Here is a 13,240-nt window from a genome sequence, read left to right on the forward strand (position 1 = left end):
TCGTTCAGGCCGGCTCTGGCTTGTAGCCCATACGGAACCCACCCCAGTGCTTGCCATCGACGTAGATCGGCACCGACAGGTCGTGCATGATCTCGCCGGTATCCCGCTTGTAGGTCTGCAGCAGCAGCGTCTCTTCATGGGTCCCGCAGCGCTGTCCCGTCGTGTCCTCGTAGATACGCCGGTTGCGGCAGAACTTGAGGTCATGGTCGTAGTCGCCGGTGGGCGGTTGGCTGACACTGTGATTGTGGGTCGGAATGTAGCCACGCCGATCGATGCCGATGGCGTAAGCCACACCCAGCTTCTCCAGCAGTGGCTCCTGAATGGTCGGGAAATGCTCGTCGGTGAAGCCGACATAGGGGGTTTCGTGCTGCTGGGGGTTGGTACCGTGAATCGGAGTGTAAGTGGCATGGAAAAGAGTCTGCTCGTCGAGCTCTCCCCGCTTGATGGCCGACTCGAGCAGCCCACCCAGCGCCGTTGCTGCCTGGCGGGCCGCCTTGAACACCTGCTGGTGACGGCCCTCCAACCGCTGCTGGGCCAGCGCTCCATCGACGGCTTCTGCCCCCGCCATCAGGGCGCGCGCCTGGCTGGCCAACCCATGCATGTCCTGGTTGCCCTGCACGGCGTCTTCTTCCAGCGTGGAAAGTGTGGCTGCGACTCGCTGTGAGTGCTGGTTGGTATCCTCCATGGCTTCGGCGATGGAGCGTATCTCACCCTCGACCTGATCGAAATGCCCTGTCATTTCGGTGAGCTGTTCACCTACCTTGCTCATCTCCTTGGCCCGGTCACCGACACGCTGCATCAGGTGACCGATGGTGTCTACCACGCGGTGGCTGCTGTCACCGATATCTCCCACCAGAGCCTCAACGTTGCGGGTGGCATCTGCCGTACGTCCTGCCAGCTGGCGAACTTCCCCGGCCACGACCGCGAAGCCACGCCCATGCTCTCCGGCACGGGCGGCCTCGATGGAGGCGTTGAGGGAAAGCAGGTTGGTCTGCTCGGCGATCTCCTCGATCAACGAGGTCACGTGGCGCACGCTGTCTGCTTTCTGGCTCAGCATGTTGAGGAGCTCCAGCGCCTCCTCCGAGCGCTCGGCCAGGGCCTGCATTTCCTCGATCACCTGTCCCAGTGATTCGCGGCTGACATGGCTGGCATCACGGGAGCGGCTGGCCAGGGTGGCTACATTGGAGGCGCTGGCCGCCACCTGCTCGATGGCGGAGGTGATGGCCGCCATGCTGGAGGAGGCATCTCGAACCGTCTTTTCCTGACGTTCGAGGCGCTGGTCCATGCGATCCGCATGATGCGAGACTTCGGCCGATGCGATCGCCGTGGCGCTCGACTGATGAATCAGCCCATGGGCCATGCGGCGCAGTGAAAGGTAGTCGCGAGTGATGGGCAAGAAGGCGCGGCTGTTTTCGAGCGCCTCTCGGTTGGCGCGATAGACGGCGGCAGGACCGTTCAGCGCAAGCGCCGCCCCTGCCACCAGCGCCAATCCCAGGCCAGGCCAGGCGAGCCAGCCCGCACCGCTCAAGTTGACAAGGATGAGGCCCCCGGCAAGCGAAACCGCGGCCAGCAGTAGCATGAGGATCCGCATGACGTCTCGTCTCTTTGTTATAAGTGTTTTCCAAGATTAACGTCTTGTAAGTGACATGCGTAACACCACTTTCGCCTGACAGACGAAAGCACGACTCAAGCATCACGGAAATAGGACGAAAAGGGCAGAATTCTGGGCCGCCGCGCGAAGGGGGCGGCCCGTGATGGGTCACGCCTGGCTGGCAGCCAGGGCTTGTTCGAGGTCGGCGATGATATCGTCGACATGCTCGATACCGATGGAGAGCCGCACCATGTCCGGGGTCACCCCCGCGGCCACCAGTTCCTTGTCATTGAGCTGGCGGTGGGTGGTCGAGGCAGGGATCGATGAGCAGGTCTTGGCATCGCCGATATTGACCAGCCGCAGGATCATGCCCAATGCGTCGTAGAAGCGCGCGCCGGCTTCGCGACCGCCCTGGATGCCGAAGCTGAGGATCCCTGAGGCCTTGCCACCCATGTATTGCCTGGCCAGGGCGTGATCCTTGTGTCCGGGAAGCCCGGCATACTGCACCCAGTTCACCGCCGGGTGTCCTTCCAGGTACTCCGCCACCTTGACGGTGTTGTCGCAGATTCGCTCGATGCGCAGTGCCAGTGTCTCGAGCCCTTGCAGCAGGTTCCAAGCCGCCTGTGCCGAGAGTGCCGCGCCCATGTTACGCAGCGGTACCACCCGCGCGCGAGCGATGAAGGCGGCTTCCCCCACGTCACGGGTATAGCTCACTCCATGGTAGGAGACGTCCGGCTCGTTGAGCAGCGGGAAGCGCTGCGCATGGTCGGCCCAGGGAAACTTGCCGGAGTCGACGATCACTCCGCCCACCGTGGTGCCATGACCGCCGATGTACTTGGTCGCGGAGTGAATCACGATGTCTGCGCCATGCTCGATGGGTCGCCACAGGAAGGGGGTCGGCACGGTGTTGTCGACGATCACCGGTACGCCATGGCGATGGGCTGCTTCGGCAAGCCTGGCCATGTCGACCACGCTGCCGGAAGGGTTGCCGACGGTCTCGCAGAACACGGCCTTGGTGCGCGCATCGACCAGCGACTCGATGCCGGCAATATCGTCCTTGTCGGCAAAACGTACCTCGATCCCCTGGCGCGGCAGGGTATGGGCGAAGAGATTGTAGGTGCCGCCGTAGAGTTCGCTGATGGAGACGATGTTGTCGCCCGCCTCGGCGATGGTCTGGATGGCATAGGTGATGGCAGCCATGCCGGAAGCCACGGCGAGGCCGGCGATGCCGCCCTCCAGCGCTGCAATGCGCTGCTCCAGCACCGCGCAGGTCGGGTTCATGATGCGGGAGTAGATGTTACCTTCCACCTTGAGGTCGAACAGGTCGGCAGCATGCTGGGCGCTGTCGAAGGCGAACGAGGTGGTCTGATGGATCGGCACCGCCACGGCATGCTGGTCGTCGGGCTGGTAGCCGTGGTGCAGGGCAATTGTCTCGGGCTTCATGGCGTGTCCTGGTTGAGCGTCGTTGTTGGGCATATCGCTCGATGCTAACCAATACTCAACCCATCCTCCAATATCGTTTAGTCTGGGGGTCGATACCCGATCCGAGAGACGGATGCTCAAGCGCTACCTGCCTATCCTCACCTGGCTGCCACACTACAATCGGCGCCTTGGCGTCGCCGATCTGGTGGCTGGCCTGATCGTGACGATCATGGTCATACCGCAGTCGTTGGCCTATGCCGTATTGGCCGGCCTGCCGGCCGTGGTCGGTCTCTATGCCAGCCTGCTGCCCGTGGTGGCCTATGCCCTGCTCGGCACCAGCCGAACCCTGGCCGTGGGCCCGGTGGCCATCGTTGCCCTGATGGTGGCCATCGTTGCCCTGATGACCGGGGCCGCACTCTCTGGTGTGGCCGCGCCAGGCACCCCCGAGTATCTCCAGGCCGCCCTGGTTCTGTCGCTTCTCTCCGGAGTCTTGCTGCTGCTGATGGGGCTGCTGCGCATGGGGTTCGTGGCCAATTTTCTCAGCCACCCGGTGATCGCCGGCTTCCTGACGGCGTCCGGCGTGCTGATTGCCGCCAGCCAGATAGGTCACCTGCTGGGAGTCGAGCTCACGTCCAGGGAGTTGCTGCCAAGGCTGGCTGAGCTTATCCGGGGCTTGCCCGAGTTGCACTTACCCACCCTGGGGATCGGTGTCGGCGCGCTATCGTTCCTGCTCTTCCTGCGGCAGTATGGCCGCCCCACCCTGCGCCGGGTCGGCTGTTCCCGCCCCCTGGCCGATCTCCTGACGCGCGCCGGTCCGGTCTTCGCCGTGGTCGTCACTACGCTGGTGACCTGGCAATTCGAACTGGCCGAAGCCGGCGTCGCCGTCATCGGCCAAATTCCACAGGGGCTACCGCCACTCACCCTGCCAGGTGTCGACCTGTCGCTATGGCAGGCGCTGCTGGTGCCGGCGCTGCTGATCAGCGTGGTCGGCTTCGTCGAGTCGGTTTCCATGGGCCAGATGCTGGCCGCCAGGCGACGCGAGCGAATTTCGCCCAATCAGGAGCTGGTCGGTCTGGGCGGTGCGAATGTCGTTGCGGCTTTCTCTGCAGGCATGCCGGTCTCCGGTGGGCTCACGCGCACGGTGATCAATCACGATGCCGGGGCACAGACCCCGCTGGCGGGGCTCGTCGCCGCCGTTGGCATCGGGGCGGTGACGCTGTTCCTGACGCCACTGCTCCACTACCTGCCGATCGCGACCCTGGCGGCGACGATCACGGTTTCCATCCTGACGCTGATCGACATCCCGATGATTCGTCAGACCTGGCGCTATTCGAGGAGCGATTTTTCCGCCATGGCGGTGACCATCCTGCTGACCTTGGTGGATGGCGTCGAGACCGGCATCATCAGCGGGGTGCTGCTCTCCATTGCCTTGTTCCTCTATCGCACCAGCCGCCCTCACAGCGCGCTGGTCGGCCGCATTCCCGCCACCGAGCATTTCCGTAACGTGGAGCGCCACGAGACCGAGACGGTCAGCCACGTGGCGCTGCTGCGTATCGACGAAAGCCTCTACTTCGCCAACGCCCGCTATCTGGAAGATACCGTCTATGACCTGGTGGCTACCCGGCCCGAGCTGGAGCACGTGGTGTTGATCTGCTCGGCGGTGAATCTGATCGATGCCTCGGCGCTGGAGAGCCTGGATGCCATCAACGCACGTCTCAAGGACTCTCGCGTCATCCTGCATCTGGCCGAAGTGAAAGGGCCTGTGATGGATCGCCTCAAGCGCAGTGATTTCCTCGATGACATGACCGGCCGGGTGTTCTTGAGTACCTTCGCTGCCTGGCGTGAACTCTCACGCCCCTCACAGTGATCCAGGCAACCCGAACCCTCCTTCCGGAATTGAACCTTGGTCTAATCCGATCTTTCCCTGCTGCTATTCACAGGCTGCCAACCCATTAATTCATCAACCTTTTAGAAGTCATCCACAGGGCGATTCCGCATGGCGGAAGCTCGCACACGGTAGACGCTTGCGCATTCGTTGACACCGACGTGTCGGCTTTCTAGTATCGGTTTCAGTTTCGGAATCAAATACCGCATAGCAAAACAACAACCATTCACAGCACAGGAGACTCCTATGCGCCAGCTGTCCCGCTCACTCATTCTTGCGGCTCTTCCACTCTCGCTGATCACTGCCGGCGTGGCACAGGCCAGCGAGGTCGAGCTTCCCCGCACCATGGCCTGGACCGCCTATGGCACCAACTCCAGTGGCTATGCCCAGGCCGTTGCCATCGGCAACATGCTCCAAAACAGCTACGGCACTTCGGTACGCATCCTGCCCGGTGACAATGACGTGTCGCGCATGACGCCGCTGAAACAAGGTCGTGTCGATCTCTGCGCCTGCGGCATCGCCAGCTACTACGGTGCCGAAGGCGTGATGATGTTCGCCAATCGCGACTGGGGGCCCCAGCCGATCAGGGTTATCACCACCTCCACCGCATCATTCGGACTCTCGCTGGCCGTGGCCGGCGATCTCGACGTCGAGACCCCGGCCGACCTGGCCGGCAAGCGAGTCGCCTATATCCGCGGTGACGACGCCTTGAACAAGGGGACTGAAGCCTACCTGGCCTTCGGCGGGTTGACCTGGGATGACGTCGAGCGCGTCGACTATCCCGGCTACTCCCGCTCGTTCGACGGCATCATTGCCGGCGATGTGGACGCCTCATTTACCACTACCGTGACACCGCCGGCGCAGCAGCTCGCCAGCAGCCCGCGCGGCGTCAGCTGGCCGGTGCTCGATCCCGACGACGCGGAGGGCTGGGAGCGCATGATGGCCGTGGCGCCCTACTTCCGCCCGCATGAGGTCACCGCTGGGGCAGGCAACGTAAGTGCCGATAACCCGGTGCCCAGTGCCAGCTACCCTTACCCGATCGTGGTGGCCAACCAGGATCTCGATGACAAGGTGGCCTACGGCCTGATCAAGGCGCTGCAGAACAACTACGACGACTACAAGGATGCCGCTCCCGGCGCCGTGGGCTACGCCTTCGAGTATCAGGATCTGCAGTGGGTCGTGCCGTTCCACGATGCGGTAGTGGCGTATTACGAGGAGCTCGGTGTCTGGACCGATGAAATGCAGGCACATCAGGAAGCGCTGGTGGAACGCCAGGAGCTGCTCATCGCCACCTGGGACGATTTCGTCGCCGACGCCCCGAACGACGAGGACGAGTTCGAGGAGGCCTGGATGCAGGCTCGCGCCGAAGCGCTACGCGAGGCCGGTCTCGATCCGGTCTTCGAGTGACCGAGGCCCAGGCTCAGTACCGGGGGCGGCCTGGCCGCCCCTCCTCCCCGATTCACGGACGCTGCCATGACCACCCCCACCGCCCCTAGCGAATCGACACGCCAGCTGAAGGAAAAGGTCACTCATATCCGTACGCTCCCGGCCGCGCTACGCTGGATCCCCGGTGCCGTGACCGTAGTACTGATGATGATGACGCTGGATTACCTGTTCAACCTCGGCTGGCTGCGCTTCGTCACCGGGCTGGAAACCCAGTTCTACTATGCCGTGGTGGCACTGCTGCTACCGCTGGTCTATCTGCTGTGGCCGGTGGCATCGTCACGCCAGCAGCGTCCCATTCCCTGGTACGACTATGCGCTGAGCCTTGCCACGCTGATCGTCGGTGGCTATTTCGTCTACCATGCCGAAGCGATCCTCGAGCGCGGTTGGGCCTTCGCCGCTCCCGATACCGCGATCCTGGCAAGCTATGCGTGGTGGCTGCTCATCGTGGAGGCCGCGCGTCGTGCCGGTGGGTGGCCCATCGCCGTCATCGTCGCGACGTTCTCGCTCTATCCCCTGGTGGCGGACGTCATGCCCGGGCCGATCCAGGCATTTCCCTCCACCCTGGAGGAGACTGCCATGTATCACACCATGAGCACCGAGAGCATCATGGGGGTGCCGCTGCAGGCCTTTGCCGGGCTGGTGATCGGTTTCCTGGTCTTTGGCGTGGTGCTGCAGAAGAGCGGCGGCGGCAGGTTTTTCATCAATCTTGCATTTGCCCTGCTGGGCCATGTTCGCGGCGGTCCCGCCAAGGTCTCGATCTTCTCCAGCGGCCTGATGGGGTCGATGAGCGGCAGCGTGATCAGCAACGTGCTGACCACGGGGGTGCTGTCGATCCCGGCCATGCGCCGCATCGGCATGGGCCGCTCGTTCTCCGGTGGGGTCGAGGCCTGTGCCTCCACCGGCGGCGTACTGATGCCGCCGGTGATGGGGGCGACCGCCTTCGTCATGGCGATGTTCCTCGATGTTCCCTACGCTGCGGTGGCCCTGGCTGCGGTGATTCCGTCGATCCTCTACTTCCTCGGCCTGTTCATCCAGATCGATGCCTACGCTGCGCGACACGACATCAAGGGCCTGCCCGCCGTGGAGCTGCCCTCCCTGGTGGAAACCCTCAAGCAGGGCTGGTACTTCATCTTCGTCTTCGCGCTGCTGGTATGGATGCTTCTTGTGATGCAGCGAGAGGCCGTGGCTCCCTTCTATGCCACTGCGCTGCTGCTGGTGCTCAACCAGTTCTCGCGCCGCAACCGCTGGGGCCTGCGCGAGCTGGGCGAGGCGCTATCCTCGGCGGCCAAGCTGTTCGCCGAGCTGATCGCCATCCTGGCCGGTGTCGGTATGCTGGTCGGGGCGCTGTCGATTACCGGCCTTTCCGGCACCATCGCCAACGACTTCATCCATATTGCCGGGGGCAGCGTGCCGCTGCTGCTGATCATGGGCGCGCTGACCAGCTTCGTGCTCGGCATCGGCATGACCGTCACCGCCGCCTACATCTTCCTTGCCGTGGCCCTGGCTCCCGCGTTGATCCAGGGCGGTGGCCTGGACCCCATGGCGGTGCACATGTTCATTCTCTACTGGGGCATGCTCAGCTTCATCACCCCGCCCGTGGCGCTGGGTGCCTTCGCCGCCGCGACCGTGGCGGGCGCGCGGCCCATGGCCACCGGCCTGCAGGCCATGCGCCTGGGCAGCGTGATCTACTTCATTCCCTTCCTGTTCGTGCTCAATCCGGCATTGATCATGCAAGGTGCGCCATTACAGATCATGCTGGTATTCGTGCAGGCCGTGGTGGGAATCGTGCTGTTTGCCTCCGCCATGCAGGGCTACCTGATCGGCGTCGGCCGGCTCGGCATCGGTGCACTGCATGAAAGCCTCTGCCGTGGGCTGGTGCTGGTGGCGGGCCTACTGTTCGCCCTGCCCGGTGGCGGCATGGTGCCGCTCAGCCAGTTCGAGTTGCTGGCCGGTGCCCTGACCGCCCTGGTGCCAGCCGTGCTGCTGGCTCGCTGGAGCCAGCGCCAGGCCCGACCACACCTGGCTGGCATGACGACTTCTACCGATCGATGAGGAACCGCATGACTTCCCCTGTCTCCTACCAACGCCATGGCAACATCGGCGTGATCACCATCGACAACCCGCCGGTCAACGCCCTGGGGCAGGCCGTGCGCCAGGGCCTGATGGATGCCGTCGCCCTTGGCAACGAGGACAGCGAGGCCCAGGTGCTGGTGCTCAACGCTCGCGGCCGGACTTTCATTGCCGGCGCCGACATCCGCGAGTTCGGCAAACCGCCCCAGACTCCCATTCTGCCGGAGGTGATCACCAAGCTTGAGGCCAGCACCAAGCCCATCGTTGCGGTCCTGCACGGCAACGCCCTGGGGGGCGGGCTCGAGGTGGCGCTGGGCTGCCAGCTGCGCGTGGTGTTGCCGGGTACCAAGGTGGGACTTCCCGAGGTCAAGCTGGGCCTCCTGCCTGGGGCCGGTGGCACCCAGCGACTGCCACGCCTGACCGGCGTCGAGGCGGCCCTCGACCTGATTACCAGCGGCCGCTTTGCCGATGCCGACGAGGCACTCGCCCTGGGCATCGTCGACGCCGTGTCGGACGCTGACGACCCGCTCGAGGCGGGGCTGGCGGCGGCGCGAGACGTGCTGGCCGGCAAGTGCACGCCGCGAGTCACCGCTGAGTTGCCGCCCCCTGCCGCCGATCCGGCGGCCATCGAGCGCTACCGGACCAAGCTGCAAAGCGAGGTGCCCGAGCTCTACTCCCCCTTCCGCTGTGTCGACGCGATCGCCTTGAGTACCGACGGCAGCCTTGCCGATGGGGTGCGCCGCGAGAGGGAGCTGTTCTTCGCCTGCATGGATTCTCCCCAGCGTGCCGGGCTGATCCATGCCTTCTTTGCCGCCCGCACTCCCCACAAGGTGCCCGAGGTCGGTGAGGCAGCGGCGCTGACCCGCCTAGCCCTGCTCGGCACCCATCCGCTTTTCGAGCGCCTGCGCAGCAAGGCCGAGCGAGCCGGCATCGAACTCACATCGGCTCCGGACGCAGATACCCAGGCCTGCCTGATCGCCCCTGGCGCCGCCTCGGACTACACAAAGAGCTATGCAAAGAGCTGCGCCGAGACCTGCCTGAAGGTCGCCCTGCTGTCGCCCGAGCAAGCCCAAGAGCTCGATGCCACGGACGCCGACCTGGCGCTGGTCTCGGCCGACGGCGGCATGGCGGAGCTGGTGGTGTTACGTACTAGCGCCGAGCAGCAGCAAGCCGTGGCCAATGCGCTCAAGGCACTGCGTCTTCCCATGGTGGTCAGCCGTCAGGGCAGCCTGCTGGCAACGCTGACCCAGGCGGCAGGCGACGATGTCGCCAATTCCCGGGCGGCCATGGAGGCAGCGAGCCTGATGCTGGCCGAGCGCGGATGGGCCTATCGCACCAGCGACATCGACCTGCTCGCCATCGAGGCGCTTGGCTACCCTCGTCACCTGGGCGGGCCCCATCGTCAGGCCAGCCAGGCCACTGGCGGGGAGTGTCTCTCATGAACCTCGACTTCACCTGCGAAGAGCAAGCGTTCCGCCAGGAAGTGCGCGAGTTTTTGGCCGCCGAACTGCCTGCCGACATCCGTGAGCGCGTGCGCCTGGGCCGGCGACTCTCTGCCGATGACCATGTCCGGTGGCAGAACGTTCTCAGCCGGCGCGGCTGGCTGGCTTCCGGCTGGCCACGAGAGCACGGCGGCCCGGGCTGGGGGCCGATCGAGCGGCACATCTTCGACGAGGAGTGCGCCGCGGCCCATGCGCCGACCGTAGTGCCCTTCGGCGTCAGCATGGTCGCTCCGGTGATCATGAAATTCGGCAGCGAGACCCAGCAGCGCCATTACCTGCCACGCATTCTTTCCAATCAGGACTGGTGGTGCCAGGGCTATTCCGAACCCGGTGCCGGCTCCGACCTGGCCAGCCTGCGTACCCGCGCGGTACGCGACGGCGAGCACTACATCGTCAGCGGCCAGAAGACCTGGACCACCCTGGGTCAGCACGCCAACATGATGTTCTGCCTGGTGCGCACCGACCCCGAAGCCAAGAAGCAGGCCGGCATCAGCTTCCTGCTGATCGACATGCAGAGCCCTGGGATCAGCGTGCGCCCCATCGTCACCCTCGACGGCGCCCACGAGGTCAATGAGGTGTTCCTCGATGAAGTGCGCGTGCCGGTCGTCAATCGCATCGGCGAGGAGGGTCAGGGCTGGACCTGCGCCAAGTTCCTGCTCACCCATGAGCGCACCGGTATCGCTGGCCTCGGCCACGCCAAGCAGGCATTGCGCCATTTGAAGTCGCTGGCGGGCCGAATCCAGCACCGCGACCGCCCACTGCTCGAACTGCCGAGCTTCCGCCAGCGCGTGGTCAAGGCCGAGCTCGAGCTGATGGCGCTGGAGGTGACCCACCTGCGCGTGCTAGCCGCGGCCCGCGACGGCGGCGCGCCCGGTGCCGAGAGTTCGCTGCTCAAGGTGCGTGGTTCAGAGCTGCGCCAGGAGCTCAGCGAGCTGAGCCGCCGTGCACTGGGCCCGTTGGCCCTGCCCTTCTTTCCCGACTTTCTCTACGGCGACGAGGCGCTGGAGCCTGAGCGAGGCGAATTCGCCGCCATTGGCGCCCAGTACCTCAACCGGCGCAAGCTCTCTATCTACGGCGGCAGCAACGAGATTCAGAAGAGCATCGTCGCCAAGACGCTGCTCGGTATGTAACCGGTCAGCACGTAAGGAGCCCCCATGGATTTTTCCTACAGCGACGAGCAGCGCATGCTCGCCGACACCCTGGAGCGCCTGGTCGCCGATGCGAGCGGCGACGCGGCCACGTCCCCAGCGCTGTGGCGCACCTTCGCCGAGCTTGGCCTGTTGCAGCTTCCGTTCGCCGAGGAGCTCGGTGGGCTGGGCGGTGATGGCATCGACGTGATGATCGTGATGCAGGCGCTCGGCAGCGGCCTGGTGCGCGCCCCCTATCTGGCCGGCCTGCTGCTGCCCGGTGTCATCCTGGCCCGCCTGGCGGATTCGGCCCAGCGCGAGCGCTGGCTGACCCCGCTGCTGGCCGGTGAACACCGATTGGCGATGGCATGGCAGGAGGCCGCGTCACGCTACGACGCGCACTCCATCGGCGCCCGCGCCCGGCGCCAGGCAGATGGCTGGGTGCTCGACGGTACCAAGCAGGGGGTGCTTGCCGCCGAGGCGGCCGATGCCCTGGTGGTCACGGCCAAGCTCGACGACGACTCGCTGGGGGCCTTCCTGGTGCCAAGCGACAGCCGTGGCCTCGCGCGTCGCGACTATGCCACCATCGACGACTGGATCGCCAGCGACGTGCAGTTGGACAGTGTGGTCCTGCCTATCGATGCTCACCTGGGCGGTGACGCCAGCGAGGCTCTCGACGCCGCCCTGGCACTCGGGCGTGCGGCGCTCTGCGCCGAGGCGGTGGGCGCCATGCAGGTCGCCTGCGACCAGACGTTGGCCTACCTCAAGGAGCGGCGGCAGTTCGGCGCCCCGCTGGCCAGCTTCCAGGTGCTGCAGCATCGCATGGTCGACATGCACCTGAACCTGGAGCAGGCCCGCTCGATGGCGATTCTCGCTGCAGCCAGCCTCGAGCGCCCCGCCAGCGAGCGTGACTACCGTATTTCCGCGGCCAAGGCCTACTGCGGCGAGGCCGCTCGCTTCGTCGCCGAGCAGGCGATCCAGCTCCACGGCGCCATGGGCATGACCGAAGAGTGCCAGGTCTCCCGCTATGCCCGGCACCTGGTCATGTTCGATCACCACCTGGGCGATGTGGACCATCATCTTGAATGCGTCAGCGAGCGATTGACGGCGGCCTGAGGCCACCTCCTGTCGCCCGTGATGCAAAAAGGCCCCGGACCGGGGCCTTTTGCCTTTCAGGAAGTCCGTGAGCAGAGAATGGGCTACAGCTTGCTCTCGAGCTCCGGCAGGATCTCGAACAGGTCACCCACCAGGCCGTAATCGGCAACCTGGAAGATCGGCGCCTCCTCGTCCTTGTTGATGGCCACGATCACCTTGGAGTCCTTCATGCCGGCCAGGTGCTGGATGGCACCGCTGATGCCCACGGCAATGTAGAGCTCCGGCGCGACGATCTTGCCGGTCTGCCCCACCTGCATGTCGTTGGGCACGGAGCCGGCGTCCACCGCCGCCCGCGAGGCGCCGATAGCGGCACCCAGCTTGTCGGCGATGCCGTCGAGCAGCTTGAAGTTCTCGCCGCTGCCCATGCCGCGACCACCGGAAATGACCACCTTGGCGGCGGCAAGCTCGGGACGATCGCTCTCGGCCAGCGCCTGCTTGACGAAGGTGGACTGGGCGTTGTCGGCGACGAAATCCACCGCTTCGATGGCGGCACTGCCGCCCTCGCTCCCTCTATCAGGGCAGGCATCGAAGCCGGTGCTGCGCACGGTGATCACCTTGAGGCTGTCGGCGCTCTGCACCGTGGCGATGGCGTTGCCGGCGTAGATCGGACGCTTGAAGGTGTCGCCATCGACCACTTCGACGATCTCGGAGATCTGGCTGACGTCCTTCAGCGCGGCGACGCGCGGCAGCACATTCTTGCCGGTAGTGGAGGCGGCGGCCAGCACATGGCTGTAGTCGCCGGCCAGCTCGGCCAGCAGCGCGCCCATCGGCTCGGCCAGCTGGTGGGCGTAGACGGCGTGGTCGGCCACGCGGACCTTGGCCACGCCGTCAAGTCTGGCGGCGGCTTCGGCCACCGCGCCGACGTTCTCGCCGGCGACCAGGATATCGACGTCTCCACCGATGGACGCTTTCAACTGCTGAGCTGCGGCAACCACGTGGGCGGTGGCGCCAACCAGAATGCCGTCGTGATGTTCGGCAAGGACCAGTACGCTCATGGATTCCACTCCTATCACAGCTCTGTCTTCAAAGAACCGTTGTCAAA

At 65.1% G+C, this 13,240-nt stretch carries 9 protein-coding genes; 6 read left to right on the forward strand and 3 right to left on the reverse strand.

The features are described 5' to 3' along the window. Window positions 1-4: 4 nt before the first annotated feature. Together H1D44_RS00950 and H1D44_RS00955 are read right to left on the reverse strand one after the other, a co-directional pair. On the reverse strand, window positions 5-1,591 hold the full coding sequence (locus H1D44_RS00950) for a methyl-accepting chemotaxis protein (protein WP_238984341.1): 1,587 nt from the start codon (window positions 1,589-1,591) through the stop codon (window positions 5-7). Window positions 1,592-1,759: 168 nt separating this feature from the next. Then, entirely contained in the window at window positions 1,760-3,034 is a 1,275-nt protein-coding gene (locus H1D44_RS00955; RefSeq protein ID WP_181512974.1) for an O-acetylhomoserine aminocarboxypropyltransferase/cysteine synthase family protein, read from the reverse strand. Between the two features lie 112 nt (window positions 3,035-3,146). Here H1D44_RS00955 and H1D44_RS00960 point away from each other — a divergent pair, with 112 nt between their 5' ends. The 6 genes from H1D44_RS00960 to H1D44_RS00985 all read left to right on the forward strand — a co-directional run bounded on the left by H1D44_RS00960 (window position 3,147) and on the right by H1D44_RS00985 (window position 12,159). Then, window positions 3,147-4,880 (forward strand): SulP family inorganic anion transporter, encoded by a 1,734-nt coding sequence (locus H1D44_RS00960; protein ID WP_181512975.1) that lies wholly within the window; start codon window positions 3,147-3,149, stop codon window positions 4,878-4,880. A 264-nt stretch (window positions 4,881-5,144) separates the two neighbouring features. Further along, window positions 5,145-6,305: a TAXI family TRAP transporter solute-binding subunit gene (locus H1D44_RS00965; RefSeq protein WP_181512976.1), complete on the forward strand. Its 1,161-nt coding sequence runs from the start codon at window positions 5,145-5,147 to the stop codon at window positions 6,303-6,305. Between the two features lie 66 nt (window positions 6,306-6,371). Then, entirely contained in the window at window positions 6,372-8,396 is a 2,025-nt protein-coding gene (locus tag H1D44_RS00970; RefSeq protein WP_181512977.1) for a TRAP transporter permease, read from the forward strand. A gap of 8 nt (window positions 8,397-8,404) precedes the next feature. Then, a complete protein-coding gene (locus tag H1D44_RS00975) occupies window positions 8,405-9,856 on the forward strand; it encodes an enoyl-CoA hydratase/isomerase family protein (RefSeq protein WP_181512978.1) in 1,452 nt (483 codons plus the stop codon). Beyond that, complete coding sequence (locus H1D44_RS00980) at window positions 9,853-11,046, forward strand: acyl-CoA dehydrogenase family protein (protein WP_181512979.1); 1,194 nt, start codon at window positions 9,853-9,855, stop codon at window positions 11,044-11,046. The genes H1D44_RS00975 and H1D44_RS00980 overlap by 4 nt, the downstream gene beginning before the upstream one ends. A 24-nt stretch (window positions 11,047-11,070) precedes the next feature. Further along, window positions 11,071-12,159: an acyl-CoA dehydrogenase family protein gene (locus H1D44_RS00985; protein WP_181512980.1), complete on the forward strand. Its 1,089-nt coding sequence runs from the start codon at window positions 11,071-11,073 to the stop codon at window positions 12,157-12,159. 83 nt (window positions 12,160-12,242) lie between these two features. Here the strand turns inward: H1D44_RS00985 and H1D44_RS00990 are convergent, their stop codons facing one another. After that, the gene (locus H1D44_RS00990; RefSeq protein ID WP_181512981.1) at window positions 12,243-13,193 is read right to left on the reverse strand and encodes an electron transfer flavoprotein subunit alpha/FixB family protein; all 951 of its coding nucleotides are present in this window, start codon (window positions 13,191-13,193) and stop codon (window positions 12,243-12,245) included. Window positions 13,194-13,240: the final 47 nt, after the last annotated feature.

The organism is Billgrantia kenyensis (assembly GCF_013697085.1).
In the GTDB taxonomy this organism is placed as follows: Bacteria; Pseudomonadota; Gammaproteobacteria; order Pseudomonadales; family Halomonadaceae; genus Halomonas; species Halomonas kenyensis.